We start from the raw sequence: 24,370 nt of genomic DNA on the forward strand, positions 1-24,370 counted from the left end.
CCGTGGCACTGAACGTTCCTATCGCGCGGACGAACCTGACCCAAGAGGAAATCCTGAGCGTTCTGGAACCGCTGCGAAGCGGCTGGCTTGTGCAGGGGCCGAAGGTGGGCTCCTTCGAGGACAAGTGGTCGGCCTTTACAGGCGCCGCCCATTCCGCGGCTACGACATCCTGCACCACGGCGCTTCATCTGTCATTGGCCGCACTCGGATTCGGTCCCGGAGATGAAGCCATCGTTCCTGCCTTCACATGGATCGCCACGGCCAATGTCGTGGAGCATCTCGGCGGCAAGACAGTGTTTTGCGACATCGACCTCAATACGTTTAACTTGAACGTCGAGGATGCGGCAGCTCGCATCACGCCGCGCACCAAGGCCATTCTGCCCGTGCACCTCTTCGGCCTTTCCGCCGACATGGACCCGGTGATGGAACTGGCCCGTGCTCATGGTCTGCATGTCATCGAAGACGCTGCTTGCGGCTTCGGCAGCCGCTACAAGGGCCGTCATGTCGGCACGATCGGCGACGCCGGCTGTTTCAGCTTTCATCCGCGCAAGGCGATCACGACGGGCGAAGGCGGCATGGTCACGACCAATAGCGCCGACCTGGATACGCGAGTTCGCCGGCTTCGCGATCACGGGGCCGCCATGAGCGACCTGCAGCGCCATCACGGTCCGCGTCCCTATCTGCTCGCGGATCATCCCGATGCAGGCTACAACCAGCGCATGACCGATGTGCAAGGGGCACTCGGAGCCGCACAGATGGACCGCGCCGAGGCGATTATTGCCGAGCGCCGCCGCTTGGCAACAGTCTATGACGAGGCTTTTGCCGGCCTCTCCTGGCTGCGCACGCCCACCGTTCCTCAAGGATACGAACATGGCTACCAGAGCTATGCCTGCCTGTTCCAACCGGAACCGGTGACCGGAGACTCGATCCGGCGGGTCAACGCGCAGCGTAACGCCTGGATGGACGAGCTGCAGCGGGCAGGCGTTTCGACCCGGCCGGCGACCCACGCCGTGCACATGCTGTCCTACTATCGTGAAACCTACAAGCTGCGCGAAGAGGACTTTCCGATGGCCTGGGCGGCTAACGACTGCAGCATCTCGCTACCGCTTTTCCACGGCATGACCGAGGCCGAGCAGGCGCATGTGATCAAAACGGTACTGGCGAGAGCCCTCTGATGTGTGGTCTGGCGGGGCTTCTTCATCTGGACGGCGCACCGGCATCGCCGGTCGTCCTGAAAGCTATGACCGATGCCATCGCCCATCGCGGTCCTGACGGCGAAGGCCAATGGATCGAGGGCAATATTGGCCTCGGTCACCGCCGATTGGCAATCATTGACTTGTCGCCGGCCGGTCATCAGCCGATGATCAGCACCGATCATCGCTATGTGCTGAGCTATAATGGCGAGGTCTACAATTACCGCGAGCTTCGGGCTGAACTTGAGGCCGAAGGCATCTGGTTCCGCAGCCAGAGCGATACGGAAGTTGTTCTTTACGCTCTGGCGCATTGGGGGCCGGAGGCGTTGCTGCGCTTCAACGGCATGTACGCGCTTGCCCTCTGGGACCGCAAGGAGAGGCGCCTTCTTCTCGCCCGCGACCGATACGGCATCAAGCCGCTCTATTACTGCGAGCAGGGTCGCACATTGGCCTTTGGCTCCGAGCAGAAGGCGATTACCGCCCAGCCTGGCTTCCAGCGCCGGCTGAACAAGCCTGCGCTTCTGGAATACTTTACCTTCCAGAATCTCTTCACCGATCAGACGCTGCTGGAAGATGTTCATCTCCTTCCGGCTGGACATTACGCTACCCTCAGCCTGGACCAACCGACCCTTCAGGTTCAACGCTACTGGGACTACCGGTTCCGCGAGCCCGATGGTCCAGTCGACCGTGTGGAGTATCAGGAAGAGCTTGCACGGCTTTTCCGGCAGGCCGTCAATCGTCAGCTGGTCAGCGATGTCGAACTCGGAGCCTATCTCAGCGGCGGCATGGATTCCGGTTCCATCACCGCGCTTGCCGCACAGCAATTTCCATTTCTCAAGAGCTTCACCTGCGGTTTTGACCTCAGCTCGGCCTCGGGCATCGAGCTGGCATTCGATGAGCGAACCAAGGCGGAGGCCATGTCCGCCCGGTTCAAGACCGAGCACTACGAAATGGTGCTGAAGGCCGGCGATATGGAACGCTGCCTGCCCAAGCTGGCATGGCATCTGGAAGAGCCGCGCGTGGGGCAGAGCTATCCGAACTTCTATGCCTCCAAGCTTGCCAGCAAGTTCGTCAAGGTCGTCCTGTCTGGCGCCGGTGGCGATGAGTTGTTCGGCGGTTATCCCTGGCGCTACTACCGTGCGGCGATCAATCAGGATTTCGAACACTATATCGACCAGTACTATACATTTTGGCAGCGATTGATTCCGAATAAGGCGCTGGCGAAGGTCTTTGCGCCGATCTGGGGCGACGTGAAGCATGTCTGGACGCGCGACATTTTCCGCAATGTCTTCCTGACCCACGACAACGAACTGGATCGGCCGGAAGACTACATCAATCATTCGCTCTACTTCGAGGCGAAGACCTTCCTGCACGGCCTGTTCGTTGTCGACGACAAACTCAGCATGGCACACGGCCTTGAGGCCCGCGTGCCGTTCATGGACAACGATCTGGTTGACTTCGCCATGCGTTGTCCGGTGAGCCTGAAGCTCAATAATCTCCAGAACGTGCTGCGCATCAACGAGAACGAACCCGGGAGCAAGGCGGGGCTGTATTTCCAGAAGACCAACGACGGCAAGCAGATCCTGCGTGACGTGATGTCAAAGCTGATCCCGCAGGACGTTACCAAGGCTGAGAAGCAGGGATTTTCGTCGCCGGATGCCAGCTGGTTCAAAGGTGAGAGCATCGATTTTGTCCGCGCGACCCTGCTCGACCCCAAGGCGCGCATCTACGATCTGTTCGACCGTGATGCGGTGCTGTCGCTGGTCAACGAACACATGCGTGGTGAACAGAACAGGCGGCTGCTGATCTGGTCGCTGCTCAATGTCGAAGCCTGGATGAAGAGCTCGCTGTGAAGCTGGTATTTGTTGGTGCAAGCCGCTTCGGATTGCGGTGCCTCGATCTCGCATGCCGTCTGCCGGGGATCGATCTGGTTGGGGTTGTAACCGCGCCGCAGACGTTTTCGATTTCCTACCGTCCCGAGGGCGTCACCAACGTTCTGTATGTGGATGTTGCCCAATTTGCCGAGGAGCGTGGGCTGCCCTGCGCTGTCCTTCAGAGCGCCATGAACGATCCAGCGCTTTTCGAGGAAGTACGATCGTGGAAGCCTGACGGCTTCTTGGTCGCTGGGTGGTATCACATGATTCCCAAGGCGTGGCGCCGGCTGGCCCCGGCCTACGGCTTGCACGCTTCGTTGCTGCCGGACTACAGCGGCGGCGCTCCGCTTGTATGGGCCATGATCAACGGCGAGACGCGCACCGGTATCACCTTGTTCGAAATGGACGACGGGGTTGATACCGGGCCAATTCTCGGCCAAGCGGAAGAACCGATCTTCGAAGACGACACGATTGCTACTCTGTACGCCCGCATCGAGGACAGGGGATTGGCGCTTCTGTACGATGCGCTGCCCCGCATGGCCGATGGTACGCTGAAGGCGCATCCGCAGCTGGCGGGCGGGCGCCGGGTCATGCCGCAGCGGAGCCCGCAAGACGGAGTGCTCGACTGGGTGCGCGATAGCCGCTATCTTCAGCGCTTTGTGCGGGCGCAAACTAGGCCCTATCCCGGCGCATTTACCTGGCTTCGTGGAGAAAAGATGTATGTTTGGGCGGCGCGAGGACTGGACAAGAGCGCTGCTGCAACGCCGGGGATTGTGATCGCGACGGATGAGGACGACCGTGCGGTGGTCTGTGGGCAAGGCATGCTGCATCTGCAAGAGGCGGAATACCAGGGACGGATATTACGGGGCGAGGAACTTGCCGCGTTCGTCCAGCCGGGAGACCGGCTTGATCTGGGCCCGGCAGAATGAGTGCAGCGCGTTGTCGCTTTTTCATTGTTTGACAGGTTGATGCGATCATGACTCTCTCCGAACAGGACACTCGCATGCGGGCCGGACATCAGGCAACGGTTCCACCTTGCCAAGGCGATCCGGACACGCAGAATCGTACTGGCGGAGTGCAGAGGCTCAATCCGGATATAGACAAGGCAGGGTTGCGCATCTGCAGCCGTTGCATCTACGATGAGCGAGTACCGGCGATCCAATTCGACGAAGCGGGCGTCTGCAACTATTGCCGGCAGGTCGAGATGCTCAAGGAGCAGTATGGGACCGGACAGCCCAAGGGTGAAGCCGCTTTCGCCGCGATAATCGAGGACATCAAGCGTGACGGACGCGGCAAGCGCTACGATTGTATCGTTGGTGTCAGCGGCGGGACAGACTCATCCTATCTGGTCTACATGGCCAAGCAATGGGGCTTGCGTCCTTTGGCCGTCCACTACGACAACACCTGGAATTCCGCGATTGCGACAATGAACATTCACAAGGTCCTGAGCGGCCTGGACGTGGATCTTTACACGCATGTAGTGGCCAACAAGGAAGCCGATGATATCTTTCGCTCCTTTTTTCTGGCAGGCGTGGCGGAAATCGAAGCCTCGACAGATTTGGGGTATGCCTATCTGCTAAGGATGGTCGCCGCAAAATATTCGGTCGGATACATTCTCGAAGGGCACTCCTTTGCCGAGGAGGGCATCACCCCCTTGGGGCGCAATTACTTCGACGGCCGATACATTCAGGGGATTCATGCCCGCTTCGGTCGTCAACCGATCGAGACTTATCCGCTGATGACATTCTCGCGCTTCTTGTGGTCAGCCCTGTTCCGCCGTGTAAAATTCATCCGCCCGCTGTGGTATCTGCAATATTCCAAGGAAGATGCAAAAGCCATGCTGGCGGAGCGTTTCGGATGGCAGTACTACGGTGGGCACCACCTCGAAAACCGGATGACTTCATTTTTTCACAGTGTCTATCTGCCGCAGAAATTCGGCGCGGACATGCGCAACAATACGCTTTCGGCGCGTGTCCGCAACGGGACCCTGTCGCGCGCCGAGGCATGGGCAGAGTACAACACACCCCCTTATATAGAAGAGGAACTGGTCTCCTACTTCAGGAAGCGCCTGGACATCAGCGACGAGCAGTACGACGCGGTCATGTCGGAACCGCCGAAGAACTGGACGGAATATCCGACCTACAAGAAACGGTTCGAACTCTTCAGGCCGCTATTTTTTGTTCTGGCGAAGGCCAACCTTGTTCCGATGAGTTTCTACCTGAAATATTGCTTCCCTTCGAAAGTTCCAGCCTGATGAAGTCAGTTGTGTACAAGGCCCGGCGGCGATCTGGCGAGGTAATATGAGCATACTATCGGTCGTTATATTTTCTGCTGCATTTGCACTTTTTGTGCGGATCTTTCTTATTGCATTTTACAGGAAGTGGTTCGCAGAAGGAATTTTCGGGGATGCCGCATATCACTACTGCATTGTGCGCACGATGTGCGGCGCGAGCGGATCTTACCGGGGTGTTCCCGAATTCTACTTGAAGAACGGACCTGACCGTTATCCGGTGCTGTTCCACAGGTTTGCAAGTCTGTTCGGTCTGCGCCTCGTTGAAGCGCGTCCCTACTTGCCCAACCTCATTGTCTTTGTTGCCTTTTCTGTAGCGTTTCCGGTGCTGGTCTCCTTTTTCGAGTCGCCGCTTCGGCTGCTTTACCAGTCATCGGCAATACCGGGCGGTTTTCCGTTGATGGCCGGACTTTCCGTGCTGCTTTTCGTCCTCAGCGTGCCTAACAACGCTCTTCACGGCCATGGCATCCTGCTTCTGTCCTTGTCCGAGCGGCTGCTGGCCAAGCTTTCCGTCGGATTCTTCTACGTCGGCGCGCTGCTTTGGCGCCTGGACGGCAACAGTGCGTTTCTTGTGGTGAGCATGCTGAGCGGCTCCGTTGCGCTCTCGACATCGATGTTTGCGAGACAAGCGCTCTTTTTCGTGTTTCCCCTTTGGGCGCTCGCCAGCCTTGACGGCGCGCTGCTGCTGGCCTTGCTCGGAGCGTTCGGGCTGGCGATGATACTGGGAGGCAAGACCTTTCTGCTCGGATTGCAAGATCAATGGGAATTCTCTAAGTCGTACCGGCTCTACACCGCTAAGAGCCGCGTCTTTGCAGAGTCGCTGAGCAAATTTACGGCGCTCTCCGAGTGGCGCGAGCTGGTTGACCTGCTTTTCAAGTTTGCGCTGAGATCGATTTTCTTCCGCGTTATCAGCTATGAGCCGGGCAAGTCGATTGTCCGGCATACGGACGTCTTTCTCATCCTCATCGCTGGATGGGGACATCTGCCGGCGACGTTTGTCGGATTGCTTGTGGCGACTGTTGCGGTCTACCTCGCGACGACGACGAAGGCGTTGCGCCATTTCGGTGAATCCGAACGATATCTGGATTACGTTCTGGCCTTTGTCCTGCCTTTCATGCTGGCTTGGCAAATTCTTCAGCAACCCACGGCAGCCGGTGCGGTTACCCTGTTGGCGGTAGCGCTGTTTCTAAGGCTGGCATTCATCGGGCTTTCGCTCTGGCGGGACGCAGGCCGAACGGTTGCCGGCAATGACAGCCTCGTGGAAATATTGGCGGCGGGTAATGTCACCCGTGAGAGCCGGGTGTTGCCCCTCCCCATCAACCTCGGCCAGGTCATCTCCGCGCGCACAGGCTGCGGCGTTGTCTGCTACCCCGGTGTTTACGGTTCCTGGATTTTCGAGCGCTATATCGACGAGTACCCGCTTCTCAAACGTCCGGTCGAGCGCTTCATAGAGGAATTCGGCATCTCCAAGATCGTGTTGCACAAGGCGCAAATCGATCACTACGCTCGCATCGTTGGATGGTCCTACGATCTGGAGGGGTTCCGCAAATCCGCCGAAAATGGCCATTGGATCTGTTATGACGTTGAGTAAGCTGAAGCAATATGCGTTGCAACTTGCTGCCTTGACTGCGGATGTAATGCTCTTTCCATTCCTTTTGGTGGGGGTGATTTGCGTTGGTGGTGCCCGTCTGTGGTGGGCATGGCTGCAGCGGAAAAAAACATTCCGCCCGGCGACCATCCCGACGCTGCTCGCCGTTCAGCCAGGACTCATCAACGCCTATCGGCTTCAGGGGGAAGAGATCATTTCCTACTTCACCTCGCCCGTCGCGTCCGAGGTTCATATACTTGATCCCTATGCGGACAAGGACGAGGAGTTCAGTCCGTTGCCTGGAATCCGAATTGTCGGTTGGCGTACGCCGCGCCTTTTCATCGGAATGCAGGCGTTGGGTATGCGGGAAAGCCCGTTTCCGTTGCGCGAGCTGATGACAACCTTACGCATGCTGAACTACGTGACAGATAAGGGAGTATTCTGTATTCGATCCATGCAGCATGCAAACAGCGCCCTGTGCGCAGGGTTGGTTTCGGCCGCCCTGAATGTTCCTCATGTCATCGAAATTGCGGGCAATTACGAGATGCTGCGCCGCATCTGGGGCTGGCCGTTTTATTTTCAGTGGTTCGGCCGAATTCCCGGGCTGAGAATCGTGTTCCGCGCATGCAACGATGCACTCCTGGGATGGCCCATAAAGCACGCCTTTTGCGTCATCGGACGCAACAAGAACAATTATGAACATGCGTTTGCGTTGGGTGCACCCGTCGAGCGCCTTACGATGATCCGCATTCATCTGGCGACTTCCTTTCTTAATCTCGAGCAGAGGCCCGCGCCGCTAGCAGGGCGCTACATGCTTTTCGTCGCGCGTATCACGACAGAAAAGTTCCCGCTGGATGTCGTTTCGGTATTCGCGATCCTTGCTGACCGCTATCCCGATCTGTCACTTGTCGTCATCGGCGATGGCATTCTGCTTCCCGAGGTGAAGCGCCAGGTCGCCGGAATGGCCTGCAAGGAACGGGTCCATATCTTGGGCAACCAGCCCTATGACGAGGTGATTCAGTGGACTCGGGGCGCGGCGATCGCCTTCGAAACCTATTCAGGTTCGGCTCTTGCGGAGAAAATGATCTGTAACGTGCCCGTTGTCGCCTATGACGTCGAATGGATGGCGGAGGTGGTAATCGATAGTTTTTCCGGCAAGCTCGTTCGCTTCCGTGATATCGACGCCGCTGCGCAAGCTTGCAGCGAGCTTCTTGACGATCCGCAGGAGGCGCGGCGGCTCGCTGAAATGGGCCAGAAGCTGGCAATTGCCATGTTTGATAACGAGACGATCACAAGAAAGGAAAACGCGATCTTCAGTAGTGCCCTAGATCATGTCAAGGAGAACTACGGGATGGCGCAATGAGTGGATTGATGCCGGATAATGCGCAAGCCGTGGATCATTTGAACCGGTCCTTCTTCAGCAATTTCATCGGGCTGGTAGGAAAGCTCGAGCGACGTCGCGCGTGGCAGCTTGCTGGACTTGTTCTGCTGGCGATCGCAAGTTCGTTCATTGAGGTGATGAGCATCGCGGCGCTGTTTCCGTTCCTCGGACTGCTCGGTGGCGGCCAGGTAGGCGCGAATTCGGGACTGTTCGAAGTTCTTTATGAATGGGTGCCCGCATTGCGCGGCCAGCAGACGATCTTCATTGCCACCGCATTGCTGGTCGCCGTTCTGACGGTAGCGGCCGTCAGCCGTATCATGGCCAATTGGGTAAACGCCCGGATGACGGAAGCCATCGGCACCGAGATCGCGACGCTGATCTTCCGCCGCATGATGTATCAGGCCTATTTGCGGCACGTTTCGCGAAACAGCAGCGAAATCATCGCCGCGCTGACGGGTAAGGTCGGGACCGTGGTGTCGAACATCATCGCCCCGACGCTTCTCCTGGTCCAATCGGCCATCATCGCAGTGGGCATCGTGACGACGCTCATCGTTGTCAACTGGCTTGTGGCGTGCCTGATGATGGTCCTGTTTGGCGTGCTCTACGCCGGCATCATCTTCACCACGCGCGAGAGGTTGGCGGTCTACAGCGTAAGCCTGAGCGCGCTCAGCAACGAGATCATCAAGCTCCTTCAGGAAAGTCTTGGCGGCATCCGCGACGTCCTCATCGATGGGTCGCAGGAGGTCTATTGCACCCGATTCCACAAGCTCAGCGCCGATCTTCGGCGGGTGCAGGCGAATGTCATGATCGTCAGCACCAGCCCGGCCTACATCATTGTCACCTTGGGCATGATCATCTTGTCCGTCATGGGCGCCTATTTCGTGGGGCGTGACGGAGCAGCCAGTAACGCACTGCCGCTTCTGGGCGCCTTTGCACTGGGTGCGCAGCGTCTCTTGCCTATGCTTCAACAGATCTACTCGTGCTGGAGCATCATCCGGAGCAGCAATCAGGCATTCGTTGATGTGTTGAACCTGCTTGACGAGCCCATGGAAAATCCCGAAGTGGTGGCAACCGAACCTCTGCCGCTTGCCCGTTCCATTGAACTGTCCAACGTGGCGTTCTGCTACCCCGGGCGAGACGTTCCTGTTCTCAAGAACTTCAACATGCAGATCGCCTTCGGCCAGCGTGTTGGGATCTGCGGCGTAACGGGCGGCGGCAAGAGCACTTTGCTGGATATTCTGATGGGGCTGCTTCCCCCTACCGAAGGTGCGCTTGTCATCGACGGCGTGCCCGTTAAGTCAGCGACGCAGCCGGCGTGGCGCCGCAACATCGCTCACGTGCCGCAGGTCATCCATCTGGTAGATGGCTCGCTTCTTGAGAATATCGCATTGGGTGTTGCCCGATCGGAAGTCGTGATGGAGCGAGTTCTGCAGGCAGCGAGGGGCGCGCAGATTGCCGACACGATTGCAACATGGCCCAAGGGTTTCGAGACGGAAGTGGGCGAACGCGGTGTGCGACTGTCCGGTGGCCAGCGCCAACGCATCGGCATTGCGCGTGCGCTCTACAAGAATGCCAGTGTCGTCGTTTTCGATGAGGCAACCAGCGCCCTCGACACGGAGACCGAATCCGGCGTTATCGATGCGCTGAATGCATTTGGACGCGACATAACGGTGATCATGGTTGCGCATCGCCTGACGACCCTAATGCAATGCGACGTCATTTATGAGTTGGCCCACGGGACGATCGTGCGAAGCGGCAGCTATGCGGAGTTGTTCGGTGCAGCCGCTGTTCTAGAGGACGATCAATGATTACCATCGTCGATTACGGGATGGGGAATCTCGGGTCGCTGGTAAATATTTTCCGGCGTATCGGTGTTCAGGCGAGGACAGAATCCGATCCGGAACGGATTCGGAATGCGACGAAACTGATCCTTCCCGGGGTCGGCGCCTTTGATGCAGCGATGGGGCGCATCGGCGATATTACCGGCTTGCGCGACGTCCTCGACCGCAAGGCGCTTGTCGAAAAAATACCGGTTCTGGGTGTTTGCCTGGGTATGCAGCTGCTGACGGACGGGAGCGAGGAAGGCAAAAGGCCAGGACTTAGCTGGATTTCTGGACGCGCTCATCGCTTTCCCCCCGGTACTGGATTGAAGGTTCCTCATATGGGCTGGAACAGCGTTATCCCTCTTCAGGAGAATGAGCTGACAACTGGGCTGGGCGAGGAGTTGCGTTACTACTTCGTTCATTCATACTATGTTCGTGTCGATGATCCCGCCAGCGCGATGCTCCAGACAAGCTATGGACTCGCCTTCGACTCCGGTATCTGTCGCGACAACATCTTCGGGCTGCAATTTCACCCGGAGAAAAGTCATCGTTTCGGCATGAACATTCTGAAGAACTTCGCGAGGATGTGACACCATGCTGCGCGTTCGGGTCATTCCGTCACTTCTGCTGCGACATGAAAGTCTGGTGAAGACCAGGAGATTCGGCGACTTCACCTATGTGGGCGATCCCGCCAACACGGTGCGGATATTCAACGAGCTTGAGGTGGACGAGCTCTTTTTCCTCGATATCGTCGCCTCAAAGGAGGGACGTGGCCCGAATCTCAGAATCCTGAGGAACATCGCCGATGAATGCTTCATGCCGCTGGGCTATGGTGGAGGGATAGGTTCGTTCGATAATGCGAAGTCCGTGTTCGATATAGGATTCGAGAAGATTTCGCTGAATACGACTGCTGTCGAAAAGCCCGAATTGATAACGCAATTGGCTAACCACTACGGCAGCCAGGCGGTGGTGGTGTCCATTGATGTGAAAGCAGGCCCATTGGGAAAGACGACGGTCCGGACGCGCGCCGGAGAAAACAATACGCATCTGGAGCCGGTCGCTTGGGCCAAGGAAGTCGAACGGCGAGGGGCGGGAGAAATTCTGCTGACATCGATCGATCGCGAAGGGTCGTGGTCAGGATTTGATCTCGATCTTATCCTGGCAGTTTCCTCGGCGGTCTCTATTCCCGTCATTGCTCATGGCGGAGCTGGAACGGTCGACCATATAGGGCAGGCAGTTCACCAGGCTGGCGCGTCGGCGGTGGCGCTTGGCAGCATGGTCGTCTTCCAGAAGAAGGATATGGGCGTTCTGGTCAATTATCCAAACCAGGATGCACTTCGGCGCGTCTTGTAGCAGGGCGGGGCCTTGCAGGGCCCTAAGATAAAAGCTGAGAACAACGTGGGGGCCATCGTGAATTTCGACGAGCAGTTTATTCGGTCGGCGTATGAAAAGATCAGCGCACAAGGCGCAGAAATACGTGACGTGCCGGACAATTTCGTCACGTTGAGTGCGTGGTTCCACAAGGAACAGTTATGGCGCGATTATCTGGACCTGTTCAAGATGGTTCCTTCGTTGAAAGGTTGCAAGGTTGTCGACTTTGGCTGCAAGTTTGGCCATACCTTTCCTATCTTCCATGCTCTAGGCGCGGCCGCCGTGATTGGCGTCGATGTGGAGGACGAGTACCTGAGGGTGGGAAATCTGGTCTTCTCCGCCATCGGGTTCCCTTGTGAGCTGGTTAAGTCTGATGAAGGCTATCTGCCGATAGAGAGCGAAACCGTCGATTTTGTTCTCGTCAACGAGGTCATCAGCCATATCAATCCCACCTATCTCGACACGGTCTACGCCGAAATTGCGCGTATCTTGAAGGTCGGCGGAAAGGTACTGATTTCAGACGGCAATAATCGCGCCAGCGAAAGTTGTGTGGCCGATCTGCGCAACCTTTACGCGGCGTGGGAGAACGGACCCGCTGGCACCAGTACGGGCCGCGACACGGTTGACGAGCCGTTTCGCGGAGCCCGCAGGGACATAATTGCCGGGCTCCATCCGGACATGAAGCCAGAGGAGATCGACTACCTCGCCGACAATACGTCAGGACTGTTTGGCGAACGGCTTGCGATCGAAGTGGGGAAGTATATTCGCAGGGAGGGATGGGTAGCTCGTCCCTACCGCGACGGATGCTGTCCGACCAATCCTGGCGCCGGCGGTGTGGTCATGGAACGCGCTCTTCACCCTGTTCAAGTCGAACTTGGTCTGGCCGAGCACGGCATTGCTGCACAGCAGCTGTTCTCTTACGCGACGACGCAGCAGAAATCCCTTCGCTACACGCTGGCTGTCGCTGTCTACAACCTGCGTCTGCGGATGACCAAGATGTTTGCGCCACACAAGCTCTATGGCCGGACATGGGCGCTGTACGTCCTGGGCACGAAAGTTGGTACGCCTCCAGCCGATTGGGACGTACGCAAGGGCGTAAAGCTGTTTCATCCGCCAACTGTGGTCAATGTCGCGGCACAGCAGGCGTGAAGCGGTTGTTTCGATGAAGCCGAAACGATTAGTGCCTGGACAAGGACCTGAGATTTCCACCCTCTCAGGTCGTTTCGTTATGATGGCGACCCGTTTCTCATGACGCGGAAGAACATGTCCATCTGCTTCGCAACAGCGGGCGTCTACCCGATCCTGAAGGCCGTCGGCGCCTACGGGGGATCGGAGCTGCGTGCGTGGCGGCTTGCACGGTATCTCGCAAGGAGGCCCGGTTTCACCGTTTCGATGCTTGCATATGATTATGGTCAGCCGCGCAGTGAGGTGATCGAAGGCGTGCGCTTTCTGCGCGACTCTGCCTGCGTCTTCGAGCGAAGCCTTGTCGGCAGGCTCCGATGGCGTCTTTTGCAGGCGGTGCGGCGTGGCCGTATCGAGGGGGTTCCGCTATTGCTGGAGCCGGATTATCACATCTGGGATCAGGCGGATGCCGACATCTACCTTGCGTTCGGCGCGACGAATTACTCCGCAAGGCTGGCGCGCTGGTGCGCGGTTCGCAACAAGCCATTCATCCTGATGCAGGGCGGCGACATGGATCTTGCGCCCAAAGAGCCCTTCGCGGAACGCGTCTACGGTCTCCCTGGCCTGTCTGTCGCACAGACGCCTTTCCAGCAGGAAGAGCTTTTGAAGCGGTTTCACCGCAGTTCGGAAGTGCTGCAAAACCCCATCGCCATTCCTGCCGGTGGTCCTTACCTGGAGCCGCGTAAATTTGCGCTCTGGGTGGGCAAATCCGACCGCATCAAATGCCCTGAAAGGATGGTGGACCTGGCGCGCCTGTCGCCGGATGTACCTGTGGTCATGGTGATGAACCGCGCCGATGGCATGGTCTTCGATGCTGTGAAGGCGCAGGCCCCTGCCAATGTCAGCTTTGTGGACGCCGTTGCGCCAGAAGAGATGCAGACCTATTATCGTGACGCTTGCGTGTTGGTCAGCACATCCATCACGGAAGGTTTTCCCAACAGCTTCCTAGAAGCCGGCGCGAACGGAACTCCGATCCTTTCGCTCGACGTCGATCCCGCCGGCATGCTTACAGACCACGGCGCCGGCGTCGTAACCGGTGGTTCGCTGGAACGCGCTTCCGGACTCTTGCAGCAATTGTGGGCTGAACGCGGTTGGGAACCGGGATGCAGCGCGCGTGTCATGGGCGAGCGGGGATTTCGTTACGTTGAGGAACGGCACGCGCAGGACAGGGTATTTGAGCGTTTCGAACGGATCCTGTTGTCGTTTTCGAACAGGAGCGGTTAAACGTGGCGGATTCGCGGACCGTTTCGCAGAGTCCGTGCGTTCCGCTTCGTGGTGACCGCGAAGGAGCATCTTGCAATGCCTAGATTTCGACCGCGCAACATCAAGCCTCTGATCGTCAGGACCGCTTATGCTGCTTCGATGTTAGTTGTCCATCCGCTGAATTGGCTTCTGGCCTCGCTATTGACTTTGCAGCCACGGCCAAAATCTGTTCTGCATGTGTCCTATATGGTGCATGAGCCCTGGCACATGACGCGCATTCTGCGAAAGTACGGGTGGCACAACGATTATATGGCGCTTGGTGACAGTCCGCACTGGAATCGGTGTGACCACCACTTCAAGGGCTACAATCCGTTGTTGGCGCCTTGGTACGAGTTCTATTTCTTCTGGACGGTTCTGGCGCGGTACGAAGCCGTGCATTTTCATTTCATGATCACGATGACGCGCAGTGGCTGGGAGGTCCCTCTGCTGAAGCGCCTAGGTCGCAGGGTTGTGGCTCATTATCTCGGCTGCGAGGCCCGTAACCGCGAGCTCAATATGCGTCTTCATCCAGCACTGAACATCTGTCAGCAATGCGACTACAACGCGACGATCTGTACAAGCCCGCTCAACCGTGACCGTCGCGCACTTGCCGCGCGTTGGGCCGATGCAACGATGGTCACCACGCCGGACATGCGTGATTTCATGCCCGAGGCGGTTGTGTCTTCGTTTTTCGCCCCTGATGGGATCGATGCGCCAGCGAAGGCACCCTGGGACGGAAGGCGGCCTCTGAAGCTCGTTCACGTCACCAATCATCCGGGCATAGAGGGCACGGAGCGCATCCAAAAGGCGGTCGAGGCCGTGCGGGCCAGAGGTCACGACATTGAATTCGTTTACCTGCGCAACGTTCCGCATTCTGAAGTCATGGCCGCAATGCGCGAAGCGGATCTCGCCATCGGCAAGATGAAGATGGGCTACTATGCGAACGCCCAGATCGAGAGCATGATCTGCGGTGTTCCGACCATCACATGGATCCGCCCCGATTTCATGACGGATGCCCTGCGTGAATCCGGCTTCATCATCTGTCACTTGGACGATCTCGAGCAAACCTTGCTTCATTATCTCTCCGACCCGGAAGCACTTGCGCGGAAGCAGAGCATTGCCCGGTCCTCCATACGAGCCTTGCATGACGAGAGCGCCATAGCCAAAACCTTTATCGCCTGCTATGCCGGGCCAAGCTGACGGCGCGGCTAACGAGGCACCTGTCAGTGACCAACACAGGAGTTTCTTCATGAGCGACAACACCGCCCGCAGCTTCCGCGACAAGTGGGAGAACAACACGGACGCCTTTTACGCGGAGACGCTGCGCGAAGGGTCGGATACCCAGCGTTGGATTCTGGAACGTAATGGGTTCTCGTCTGCGGACGCATTTGGGGCCTATCTCGCCGATCGTGGCCGCATTCTCGATGCCGGTTGCGGCAATGGCCGCGTGACTGCGTTGCTCAAGAAGCTCGCGCCGGAAAGCGCCGAGCTCGTCGGCATCGACCTAGTGGGTGCCGATGTCGCGCGCGAACATTTCAAGGACGTCGAACGCGTCCGGTTCGATACGCGTGATCTTCTGGGCGATCTCTCCGGGTTGGGAGAGTTCGACTTCATCTATTGTCAGGAAGTCTTGCATCATACCGCCGATCCGGCGCGCGCCTTTCACAATCTGCGCACCCTTCTCGCTCCCGGGGGGGAGATTGCCATTTACGTATACAAGCAGAAGGCGCCGGCGCGGGAATTCGTGGATGACTATGTTCGCGGGAAGATCGCCGAATTGCCCTATGAAGAGGCGATGAAGCATTGTGCGCAAATCACGGAGTTCGGCAGGGCGCTAACCGAAGCCGAACTGACCGTGAAGGTTCCGCCGATCGACGTGCTCGGGATCGATTCAGGTACTTACGACGTGCAGCGCCTGATCTACCATTTCTTCGCAAAATGCTACTGGAATCCCAACATCTCCCAATCGGAGAATGTCATGGTCAACTACGATTGGTATCACCCGCAACTGGCTACTCGGCACACTCTGGGCGAGGTCGAAGAATGGTTCGAGGGGGCGGGGCTTGATATCGTGCACCGAACGGTTGATTTTTACGGGATCACGGTTCGAGGGCGCGTCCGGTGAATAGGCCGACTGGCGATAGCCGGCGCGCACGGACTGAGATCAAGGATGCGCGGTTGATCGTGACCGGCGCCAATGGCCTGCTCGGTCGGCAGGTCGTGAGTGCACTCGCGCCAACGAACGAGGTCGTGGCGCTGGTGCACAGATTGCCGGAGAACCCGGTAGCGGGTGTCCGCTATCAGGCGATCGATTTCTCCACCTCCTGGGACGCGGGTCTGCTTCCGGAGCGGGCGGACGGAATTGTTCATCTGGCGCAATCGGCGCATTTCCGGGATGTTCCGGCCAAGGCGCTGGAGGTTTTCCAAGTCAATATCGCGTCCACGGCGCGCCTTCTCGACTACGCCTGGCGCAAGGGTGTGTCGCGCTTTGCCTACGCATCCTCAGGCGGCATTTACGGAAGTGGCGATCCTGCCTTCCGCGAAACCTCTCCGGTCATCCAGCCGGGTACGCTAGGATACTATCTCGGCAGCAAAGTCAGTTGCGAGGCGCTGGTTTCCAGTTATGCCGCGTTCATGAAAATCATGGTGCTGCGCTTCTTCTTCATCTACGGCGCCGGCCAGAACCGCACGATGCTCATCCCGAGGCTCATCGACAACATTCGCGAGGGCCGCCCGGTGACTATCCAGGGCGAGCGAGGGCTGCGCCTCAATCCGGTTCACGTGAGTGACGCCAGCGCTGCGGTGGTCGCTGCCCTGACGAGCGAGGCGGACGGCGTTTACAATATCGGAGGACCGCAGGTGTTGGCTCTGCGGGAGCTCTGCGCTGAGATCGAGCGGTTGACGGGCCGATCGGCGCTTATTCACACAACGGAAGGCGTCCCCTCGGACGTGGTGGGTGATATCACACGGATGAGCCAAAATTTACACGCGCCTCTGGTTTATCCGCGCGACGGATTGAAGGATGTGTTGTGATGAGGCGCGCCCTTTCCTGGCAGAGGCGCTTTGCCTGAGGTTTCAAACGGGCGCATGACTGAACCGGTATCTTATCGTGTAGCGCATCTCCCAACGTCGGTCGGTGGCAATGCGCCTTCGCTCAGCCGCCGGTTGAATGAGATCGGTCTGCGAAGCGCGTGCTACATCTACGATGTGAACGCATTCGGGTATAAGGGAACTGTCCCCATCTGGAAGCCGGAAGACGGATCTTTGACGCGCGAACTGAAGCGATGGAAGGCGATTGTTCGCACCGCGCTGTTTTCCGACGTCGTTCACTTCAATTTCGGCGGTGGATGGGCGACGCCGGTTCCGCTTGCGCGGGCTGCCGACCGCGGGCTGGCCCGAAAGGCGAAGAGCGTCTTGGGCGGCATCTACCTGCAGATGCTTTCCGTGGTTGAACTGAACCTCTACAGGCTTTTTCGACGTCCCATGTTCGTGCATTACCAAGGAGACGACGCGAGGCAGGGCGACGCTTGCCTGGCGCTGTTCACGGACTCGATCGCACACCACGTGGAGCCCGGCTATTATACCACCGAGACGGACGCGCTAAAGCGTCTGATGATCAAGCGCATGGAGCGCTATTGTTCGGTCGTTTATTCCGTCAACCCCGACCTGATGCACGTTCTCGGCGAAGGGGCGCGGTTCATTCCATATTGCCACATTTCTCTCGAAGATTGGCGCCCCGTGGGCGTGACGCTTGAGCAGAGACCGCTGCGGATCGGCCATGCGCCCAGCCATCGCCGCGCCAAAGGTACCGACATCATATTGGCGGCCCTGCAGGCGCTCGCGACGGAAGGTTTCGAGTTCGAACTGGTCCTTGTGGAAGGGCTGTCGAATGAGGCCGCCCGCCAGAAATATGAGCAGGTGGACATCATGATCGACCAGATTCATGCCGGTTGGTACGGTGGACTGGCGGTGGAGTTGATGGCCATGGCCAAGCCCGTAATGGTCTACATTCGTGAGGATGATCTCGGGTTTATCCCTCCAGAGATGCGGGAAGATCTTCCTTTCGTGAGGACCTCTTCAGCGTCAATCAAGGAAGACCTGCGCAGGCTGCTTGCCATGCCTCGGGAAACGCTGGCGGAAATCGGCAGGAAAAGTCGCGGTTACGTCGAAACCTGGCACGATCCCCGCCGCATAGCGTTGGAGATCAAGGCTGATTATGATAAAGCGCTGCGCCGGCTTGGTCTGGGTCCAAAGGTCGGCGGGGAATGACGAGAGCATGTGCGGTATATTAGGGGTTTTCAGCCGGAACGATTCCGGAGCGCTTGACCGTCGCGTTGCCGATGGATTGAAGGCGCTCGCGCATCGCGGCCCGGATGCCCATGACCGACGCACCGTAGCGCTGCCGACCGGCGTTTGCCATCTCGGTCATGCGCGCCTGTCCATCATCGATCTGTCATCGGCCGGCCTGCAGCCGATGGCCAGCGCTGACGGTCGCTATGTGATCGTCTTCAACGGCGAGATATACAATTACCTTGAGCTGCGGGCGGAACTGCAGACGCTTGGCTGCGGCTTCACTTCACAGTCCGACACGGAGGTTCTCCTCGCCGCCTGGGCAACCTGGGGCGAGGCCTGCCTGCCACGACTTACCGGAATGTTTGCCTTTACCGTGCTGGACCGTGAAGAGGCGACGCTGACCTGCGTGCGCGACGCCTTCGGCATAAAACCTTTCTTCTACAGTTGCAATTCCGACATGTTCTGCTTCGCGTCCGAAGCGCCCTCACTGCTGACGCTCAGGGGCACGAGGGCGGCACTCAATCCGCAGCGCGCATATGACTATCTGGTCCACGGTGACTACGACAGCACCGAACAGACGTTCTTCGCGGGCGTCTTTCATCTTGCCCCGGGCCACCTCTTGCGCCTCAACCTGACGGAAAGGCTGGCGACCCAAGCCTGCCGTTGGTGGACGCCCGACATTGCAGAAAGCCGTGACCTTTCCTTCACCGAGGCAACGGAGCGTGTCCGAGCCTTGTTTCTGGACAGCGTTCGTCTGCATCTGCGCAGCGACGTACCGCTTGGCGCAGCGCTGTCAGGCGGGATTGATTCCTCCGCCGTCGTCTGTGCCATGCGCCACGTCGCTCCGGACCATCCGATCCACACGTTCAGCTATGTCGCCGAAGGGACAGCGGTGAACGAGGAACCGTGGGCCGACCTGGTCAACGCACATGTCGGTGCCACGGCGCACAAAGTCACCGTGACGGCCGAGGAGCTTGTTCGCGATCTGGACGACATGATTGGCGCCCAGGGCGAGCCGTTCGGGTCGACGAGCATCTACGCGCAGTATCGTGTGTATCAGCTGGCACGGGACAACGGCATTACCGTTACGCTTGACGGGCAGGGCGCTGACGAAATGCTCGCGGGATACGACGGTTATCCCGGCCAGCGGATCGCCAGCCTGGTGGACACGGGAAATTGGGTCGGTGCGGCGCGCTTTGCGCGGGAATGGGCGGATTGGCCGGGACGCCGCCTTGGCGATGCGGCAAAGCTCGCGGCCGCAGCCATGACAGATGGGTGGCTGTACCAGGCGCTGCGCCGTGTTAGCGGGCGTGCGCCGTTGCCGGAATGGATGCACGAGGATGCGCTGTTGGATGAAGGCGTTAATCTGCGCCATCCACGGCAACGTCCTGCAGTGACTGCACGCGGACGGCGCGTGACGGCGGAACTGGCTCATTCGCTTACTCAAAGGGGGCTGGCGAGCCTGCTGCGCCACGGCGACAGGAACTCCATGCGATTCGCCATCGAAAGTCGCGTGCCCTTCCTGACGCTCGCTCAGGCCGAGCTCATGCTGTCCCTGCCCGAATCCTACCTGATTTCCGATGCCGGGGAAACAAAAGCCGTGTTTCGCGCTGCGATGCGCGGCATCGTTCCGGATGCCATACTGGACCGTAAGGACAAGATCGGCTTCCAGACGCCGGAAGCCGCATGGATCGGCACGATGTCTGATACGATCCGTGGCTGGCTCGCCGAGGATGTCGGCGTCAGCTTCTTTGACCAGACAGCGGCGGTGAAAGCCTTTGACGCGATCGTCGCCGGGCGCCGGCCGTTTTCGTGGCAGGCCTGGCGCTGGGTGAATTTCGTACGCTGGCATCAGCTTTTCTTGGCCTAACCTTTAGGACAACCCTTGCAAAAGGTTCTCATCATCTCATTTTCGCCGATCCGCAACGATCCCCGTGTCATGCGGCAGATCCGGCTGCTGGAGTCTCAGTATGACCTGACAGTGCTGGGCTTTGGCGAAAAGCCGGATGCACGCTGCACCTTTATCCCGGTGCGCAAAAAAACACTCGGCCCCGCAGCGAAATTTCTGCGGGGGGTGGGGCTGTTCCTGGGCGCGCACGAGACCTATTATTGGGCTCAGGGGCATGTCCGCGCTGCCGCAGAGTTGCTGCGTGAGACGGATGCCGATCTCATCCTTGCAAATGACCTGTCCGCGCTACCGCTAGCCCTGAAATACGCGCGGGGAAGACCTGTCATTTACGATGCGCACGAATATGCGCCCGGAGAATATGCTGACGCGTTGAAGTGGAGGCTTACGCTTGGCCGCATGAACCGGGCGTTCTGCGCAAAATATCTGAAGCAGACCTCTTCGATGCTGACCGTCTGCCAAGGCATTGCGGACGAATATGCGCGACACTACGCCGTTCGTCCCAAAGTCGTCCATAACGCCCCTTCGCTGCAGCATCTGAGCCCGGCGCCCCTGCGAGAGGGGGCGATCAGGATGATCCATCACGGAGTGGCCAGCAGCGTCCGGAAGCTGGAGCAGATGATCGAAATCCTGAATAAGCTGGATGACCGCTTTTCGCTGGATCTGATGCTTGTCGAGGAAGATCCCGGCTATATGGAACATCTTCGGCAGCTCGCGGCTTCCAATTCGCGCATTCGGTTTGTCGCTCCGGTACCGATGCCGCAGATCTGCCAGCGCATCAACGATTACGACGTAGGGCTCTATCTGCTGCCGCCCGACAACTTCAATCACCAACACGCCCTGCCGAACAAATTCTTCGAGTTCGTTCAGGCGCGTCTGGCCGTCGCGATCGGCCCATCTCCCGAGATGGCCGCCCTCGTCCATCGTCATGGCTGCGGCATCGTGGCTGATTCATTCGAGCCAGCTGCGCTTGTCCGGGCGCTTTCCGCTCTCGACGCGCGTTCCCTGGCGGCGCTGAAGCTGGCGTCGGACGCGGCGGCGCAACTCTTGTGTTTCGAGCATGAAGGCAAGGTTATCGAGGACGAGATCAGGGCGCTGTTGAAATGAACGTCGTGCCCTCATCAAGGGTGGAGTAATGGACGGGAGGTAGCCATGCGTGTTGCTCACATGACATCGGCGCATTCGCGCGATGACGTCAGGGTTTTCCTCAAGGAATGCCGCTCTCTGGCGGGAGCGGGCCATGATGTCACGCTCATTGTCGCCGATGGTCTGGGCGATGACGTTTGTTCGCAGGTGGCGATCCGCGACGCGGGTGCGTCTTCCGGGCGCGCAAACCGCATGCTGGGCGCGCCGCGGCGGGTCTACCGCCTGGCGGTCGAAGCCGACGCCGACGTCTATCATCTGCACGACCCGGAGTTGCTTCCATTATGTCCCCTGCTAAAACGCCGGGGCAAGCGTGTCATCTTCGATGCTCATGAGGATGTACCCAAACAAATCCTGGGCAAACATTATCTTCCGCGGATGCTCCGCGGTTCCATCGCGGGGTCGTTCGCGATCTTTGAGCGGTTCATATGCCGCTACACGGACGGTATCATCGCCGCCACGCCGACCATTCGTGAAAAATTCCAGGCGTTTCATTCGCATGTCGAAGACGTGAACAATTTTCCGCTTGTGGGGGAACTTGACCCGCCGAAGCAGCACAAGCTTTCGGGAACAGGCGTCTGCTACATCGGCAGCATTGCCGGCATCCGAGGAATCCGCGAAGTCGTACGCGCGCTCGAGTTGAGCCGGTCTGACGCGCATTTGCTTCTGGCGGGGGGGTTCGCAGAAACGGACACGGAAGCCGAAGTGAGGGCCGCGGCCGGCTGGTGCAAGGTTGAATATTTGGGCATCCTCGGCCGCGAAGGTGTGAAGGAAGTGCTGGCCGGCTCGGTCGCGGGGCTGGTGACGCTCTATCCCACGGCGAATTATCTGGATTCGCTTCCTATCAAGATGTTTGAATATATGGCTGCGGGGATTCCCGTGATTGCCTCCAATTTTCCGCTTTGGCGTGAGATCGTTGACGGCAATCATTGCGGCGTCTGTGTGGATCCAAAGGATCCTGCTGCAATTGCCGCTGCCATCGACGATTTTGTTCTCGATCCGGTGCGCGCCAGCGCCATGGGTGACAACGGGCGCCGGGCCGTCCTCGGTCGATACAATTGGGATAGGGAAGAGAGCAAGTTGCTGGCGTTTTACGGTCGGTTGGAGGCTGCCGGAGCATGAAAAAAATCGTCACCATTCTCGGCGCGCGACCGCAGTTTGTAAAGGCCGGCGTCGTGTCACAGGCGCTAGTTCGCTCCGGCGAGTTCACCGAAGTGCTTGTACACACCGGACAGCATTTCCATCCGAACATGTCGGACGTGTTCTTTTCGGAACTCGGGCTGTCGCAGCCGGCGTACAATCTCGGGATTCATGGAGGCGGCCATGGTTCTATGACGGGGAAGATGCTTGCCGCCCTGGAAGAGGTATTGATTCGCGAGCGGCCGGATATTGTGCTCGTCTACGGTGATACCAATTCCACCCTAGCTGGTGCCCTTGCAGCAGCCAAGTTGCATATTCCGGTGGCTCATGTCGAAGCAGGATTGCGCAGCTTCAACATGGCCATGCCGGAAGAGGTCAACCGCATCTTGACCGATCGCGTGTCCACCTGGTTGTTCGCACCGGGCGAAGCGGCGGCGGAAAACCTGCGTCGGGAAGGCATGCCGGAGGCATCGATCCATGTCGTCGGCGACGTCATGTACGATGTCGCTTTGCAGTTTTCCGAGAAGATCGACGCTTCTGGACGGCAGTTAGCCCGCCTGGGCTTGCAGCAAGGCAGCTATGTCCTGGCGACCATCCATCGTGCCGAAAACACCGACGACGAGAAAAGGCTTCTGACGATCGCAAGCGCCTTCGAGATGATGGCCGCGCAACGCCCTGTGGTTTGGCCGCTGCACCCGCGCACGAGAGCTGTGCTGTCTAGGTTGGGTCGGCTGGACGAAATCTCGCGGCGCCTGCATGTGCTGGAGCCGATCGGTTATCTCGACATGATCCAGCTCGAGAAATACGCCTCTCTCATCGCGACCGATTCCGGCGGCGTGCAGAAGGAGGCCTACTTCTACGGCGTACCCTGTGTGACGCTGCGGAACGAAACCGAATGGAGCGAGCTAATCTCTTCGGGCTGGAATCGTCTCGTTTTGGCCAATGATCCAGCAATGATCGTTGAAGAAATGGGTAAGGCAATGCAATCAAGGGGCAACGCGTTGAGTCTTTTCGGAGATGGCAAGGCCGCTGACATAATTGTTGATCGAATTAGGGTAAAAGGCGGAGGTTAATGCCTAACCTCGGTAAATTCATGCACGAGAAGAAGAAACACCCGACGGGTTGACGTGACAGCCCTACTGGATGGAGGAATATGGGGCTATGCGCTTAGCTGGTTGCAAAAAATCTGCGCGATTTATCTTCTGGTCGTAGGTGTGTATCGGCGCAAGATCTGGATGTCGGTGTTTGCGCTCATCATATTGCTGTTTCTCTTCGGGGTTCTGGCTCAGAAATCGATCCTGTTCGCCGCAGTGGTCGCGCTTGGAATCTTGGCGACGTGGTGGCTTGTTGAAGTTGGCTCGGCGATCGCTCTGGCGTTGGTCGCTCTTTTGCTGGTGGTTTTAGATGTCGGTTATTTCGCCTTCGGGTCGACAGATCTGTATCTCAGCATTTTCACGAGACGGCTTTTCTTCGTTCCTGCCCGCCTTGATTTCGTATATTTTCATTTCTTCGCCGATAAGGCGCCGCTCTACTTCTCGAACGGCTTTATGCGGTCTCTTCTGACGTACCCCTTTGACAAGAATCACACCCTTCTGATCGGGGAGTTTGCCAAGATCGGAGGCGAAGGTACCGCTGCAAACAATGGCTTTCTCGCGACGGGCTACATGCAGCTCGGCTGGGCGGGAACTGTGATCTACCCGGTCATCGTTGCGGCCCTGTGTTGGCTTGCGAAGGTGCTTTCGAAGGGAAATTCGCTCAAGCATGTCGCTGCTGTTTGTTTCTATCCGTTCGCCTCCCTGTTCACCAGCGCCGATCTGCCGACGTCCATCCTGACGCACGGTATCGGCTTGTTGCTTTGCCTGTTGTGGCTTGACAGTTGGGGGCTGCGCGCCCATGGCTCAACGAATGGCCATTCGATTAAATAACATCGCGACCCGGCGTTCA

Annotated in this window: 20 protein-coding genes; all 20 read left to right on the forward strand. The window is 58.4% G+C overall.

The genetic code is table 11. The annotated features are described in order from the left end of the window. The first annotated feature begins 2 nt into the window (after nucleotides 1–2). The 20 genes from GH983_RS23575 (at nucleotide 3) to GH983_RS23670 (ending at nucleotide 24,351) form a co-directional block, all read left to right on the forward strand. On the forward strand, nucleotides 3–1,175 hold the full coding sequence (locus GH983_RS23575; protein ID WP_335622549.1) for a DegT/DnrJ/EryC1/StrS family aminotransferase: 1,173 nt from the start codon (nucleotides 3–5) through the stop codon (nucleotides 1,173–1,175). Then, nucleotides 1,175–3,046 (forward strand): asparagine synthase (glutamine-hydrolyzing), encoded by a 1,872-nt coding sequence (gene asnB / locus GH983_RS23580; protein WP_069044180.1) that lies wholly within the window; start codon nucleotides 1,175–1,177, stop codon nucleotides 3,044–3,046. Before GH983_RS23575 ends, asnB (GH983_RS23580) begins: the two co-directional genes overlap by 1 nt. Then, a complete protein-coding gene (locus tag GH983_RS23585) occupies nucleotides 3,043–3,996 on the forward strand; it encodes a methionyl-tRNA formyltransferase (RefSeq protein WP_153763853.1) in 954 nt (317 codons plus the stop codon). The genes asnB (GH983_RS23580) and GH983_RS23585 overlap by 4 nt, the downstream gene beginning before the upstream one ends. A gap of 47 nt (nucleotides 3,997–4,043) precedes the next feature. Continuing rightward, on the forward strand, nucleotides 4,044–5,321 hold the full coding sequence (locus tag GH983_RS23590; RefSeq protein ID WP_246727640.1) for an N-acetyl sugar amidotransferase: 1,278 nt from the start codon (nucleotides 4,044–4,046) through the stop codon (nucleotides 5,319–5,321). A gap of 46 nt (nucleotides 5,322–5,367) precedes the next feature. After that, nucleotides 5,368–6,948: a hypothetical protein gene (locus GH983_RS23595; protein WP_150127574.1), complete on the forward strand. Its 1,581-nt coding sequence runs from the start codon at nucleotides 5,368–5,370 to the stop codon at nucleotides 6,946–6,948. Continuing rightward, nucleotides 6,935–8,308 (forward strand): glycosyltransferase, encoded by a 1,374-nt coding sequence (locus tag GH983_RS23600; RefSeq protein ID WP_069044183.1) that lies wholly within the window; start codon nucleotides 6,935–6,937, stop codon nucleotides 8,306–8,308. The genes GH983_RS23595 and GH983_RS23600 overlap by 14 nt, the downstream gene beginning before the upstream one ends. Continuing rightward, nucleotides 8,305–10,134, forward strand: a complete 1,830-nt coding sequence (locus GH983_RS23605; RefSeq protein ID WP_153763854.1) for an ABC transporter ATP-binding protein — start codon at nucleotides 8,305–8,307, stop codon at nucleotides 10,132–10,134. The genes GH983_RS23600 and GH983_RS23605 overlap by 4 nt, the downstream gene beginning before the upstream one ends. Beyond that, complete coding sequence (gene hisH, locus GH983_RS23610; protein WP_069044184.1) at nucleotides 10,131–10,739, forward strand: imidazole glycerol phosphate synthase subunit HisH; 609 nt, start codon at nucleotides 10,131–10,133, stop codon at nucleotides 10,737–10,739. Before GH983_RS23605 ends, hisH begins: the two co-directional genes overlap by 4 nt. A 4-nt stretch (nucleotides 10,740–10,743) precedes the next feature. Continuing rightward, complete coding sequence (locus tag GH983_RS23615; RefSeq protein ID WP_069044185.1) at nucleotides 10,744–11,502, forward strand: AglZ/HisF2 family acetamidino modification protein; 759 nt, start codon at nucleotides 10,744–10,746, stop codon at nucleotides 11,500–11,502. A gap of 57 nt (nucleotides 11,503–11,559) precedes the next feature. Continuing rightward, nucleotides 11,560–12,669, forward strand: coding sequence for a class I SAM-dependent methyltransferase (locus GH983_RS23620; RefSeq protein WP_153763855.1), 1,110 nt, complete (start codon nucleotides 11,560–11,562; stop codon nucleotides 12,667–12,669). A 291-nt stretch (nucleotides 12,670–12,960) separates the two neighbouring features. Beyond that, nucleotides 12,961–13,926, forward strand: coding sequence for a glycosyltransferase family 4 protein (locus GH983_RS23625; RefSeq protein WP_194842857.1), 966 nt, complete (start codon nucleotides 12,961–12,963; stop codon nucleotides 13,924–13,926). 246 nt (nucleotides 13,927–14,172) lie between these two features. Beyond that, on the forward strand, nucleotides 14,173–15,144 hold the full coding sequence (locus GH983_RS23630; protein ID WP_069044188.1) for a glycosyltransferase: 972 nt from the start codon (nucleotides 14,173–14,175) through the stop codon (nucleotides 15,142–15,144). Nucleotides 15,145–15,193: 49 nt separating this feature from the next. Continuing rightward, the gene (locus tag GH983_RS23635; protein WP_069044189.1) at nucleotides 15,194–16,069 is read left to right on the forward strand and encodes a bifunctional 2-polyprenyl-6-hydroxyphenol methylase/3-demethylubiquinol 3-O-methyltransferase UbiG; all 876 of its coding nucleotides are present in this window, start codon (nucleotides 15,194–15,196) and stop codon (nucleotides 16,067–16,069) included. Nucleotides 16,070–16,128: 59 nt separating this feature from the next. Continuing rightward, nucleotides 16,129–16,977 (forward strand): NAD(P)-dependent oxidoreductase, encoded by an 849-nt coding sequence (locus GH983_RS23640; protein ID WP_236759417.1) that lies wholly within the window; start codon nucleotides 16,129–16,131, stop codon nucleotides 16,975–16,977. A gap of 132 nt (nucleotides 16,978–17,109) precedes the next feature. Then, a complete protein-coding gene (locus tag GH983_RS23645) occupies nucleotides 17,110–18,213 on the forward strand; it encodes a glycosyltransferase (RefSeq protein WP_153763856.1) in 1,104 nt (367 codons plus the stop codon). A gap of 7 nt (nucleotides 18,214–18,220) precedes the next feature. Next, the gene (gene asnB / locus GH983_RS23650) at nucleotides 18,221–20,107 is read left to right on the forward strand and encodes an asparagine synthase (glutamine-hydrolyzing) (RefSeq protein ID WP_069044191.1); all 1,887 of its coding nucleotides are present in this window, start codon (nucleotides 18,221–18,223) and stop codon (nucleotides 20,105–20,107) included. Between the two features lie 69 nt (nucleotides 20,108–20,176). Next, on the forward strand, nucleotides 20,177–21,250 hold the full coding sequence (locus GH983_RS23655; protein ID WP_153763857.1) for a glycosyltransferase: 1,074 nt from the start codon (nucleotides 20,177–20,179) through the stop codon (nucleotides 21,248–21,250). A gap of 45 nt (nucleotides 21,251–21,295) precedes the next feature. Then, entirely contained in the window at nucleotides 21,296–22,408 is a 1,113-nt protein-coding gene (locus tag GH983_RS23660; protein ID WP_069044193.1) for a glycosyltransferase family 4 protein, read from the forward strand. Continuing rightward, nucleotides 22,405–23,499 carry a non-hydrolyzing UDP-N-acetylglucosamine 2-epimerase gene (gene wecB / locus GH983_RS23665; protein ID WP_153763858.1) on the forward strand — a complete coding sequence of 365 codons (1,095 nt, stop codon included), beginning with the start codon at nucleotides 22,405–22,407 and terminating at the stop codon, nucleotides 23,497–23,499. Before GH983_RS23660 ends, wecB begins: the two co-directional genes overlap by 4 nt. Before the next feature lie 54 nt (nucleotides 23,500–23,553). Then, a complete protein-coding gene (locus tag GH983_RS23670; RefSeq protein WP_150127578.1) occupies nucleotides 23,554–24,351 on the forward strand; it encodes a hypothetical protein in 798 nt (265 codons plus the stop codon). Nucleotides 24,352–24,370: the final 19 nt, after the last annotated feature.

Origin of the sequence: Agrobacterium sp. MA01 (assembly GCF_009650195.1) — a bacterium.
In the GTDB taxonomy this organism is placed as follows: Bacteria; Pseudomonadota; Alphaproteobacteria; order Rhizobiales; family Rhizobiaceae; genus Allorhizobium.

Excerpts from the sequence above, each read along its gene's own strand:
- GH983_RS23595 (WP_150127574.1), top strand. The coding sequence starts at position 5,368 with ATGAGCATACTATCGGTCGTTATATTTTCTGCTGCATTTGCACTTTTT.
- GH983_RS23590 (WP_246727640.1), top strand. The coding sequence starts at position 4,044 with ATGACTCTCTCCGAACAGGACACTCGCATGCGGGCCGGACATCAGGCA.
- asnB (WP_069044180.1), top strand. The coding sequence starts at position 1,175 with ATGTGTGGTCTGGCGGGGCTTCTTCATCTGGACGGCGCACCGGCATCG.
- GH983_RS23605 (WP_153763854.1), top strand. The coding sequence starts at position 8,305 with ATGAGTGGATTGATGCCGGATAATGCGCAAGCCGTGGATCATTTGAAC.
- GH983_RS23630 (WP_069044188.1), top strand. The coding sequence starts at position 14,173 with ATGACGCGCATTCTGCGAAAGTACGGGTGGCACAACGATTATATGGCG.
- GH983_RS23660 (WP_069044193.1), top strand. The coding sequence starts at position 21,296 with ATGCGTGTTGCTCACATGACATCGGCGCATTCGCGCGATGACGTCAGG.
- hisH (WP_069044184.1), top strand. The coding sequence starts at position 10,131 with ATGATTACCATCGTCGATTACGGGATGGGGAATCTCGGGTCGCTGGTA.
- GH983_RS23600 (WP_069044183.1), top strand. The coding sequence starts at position 6,935 with ATGACGTTGAGTAAGCTGAAGCAATATGCGTTGCAACTTGCTGCCTTG.
- wecB (WP_153763858.1), top strand. The coding sequence starts at position 22,405 with ATGAAAAAAATCGTCACCATTCTCGGCGCGCGACCGCAGTTTGTAAAG.
- asnB (WP_069044191.1), top strand. The coding sequence starts at position 18,221 with ATGTGCGGTATATTAGGGGTTTTCAGCCGGAACGATTCCGGAGCGCTT.
- GH983_RS23655 (WP_153763857.1), top strand. The coding sequence starts at position 20,177 with ATGCGGCAGATCCGGCTGCTGGAGTCTCAGTATGACCTGACAGTGCTG.
- GH983_RS23615 (WP_069044185.1), top strand. The coding sequence starts at position 10,744 with ATGCTGCGCGTTCGGGTCATTCCGTCACTTCTGCTGCGACATGAAAGT.
- GH983_RS23635 (WP_069044189.1), top strand. The coding sequence starts at position 15,194 with ATGAGCGACAACACCGCCCGCAGCTTCCGCGACAAGTGGGAGAACAAC.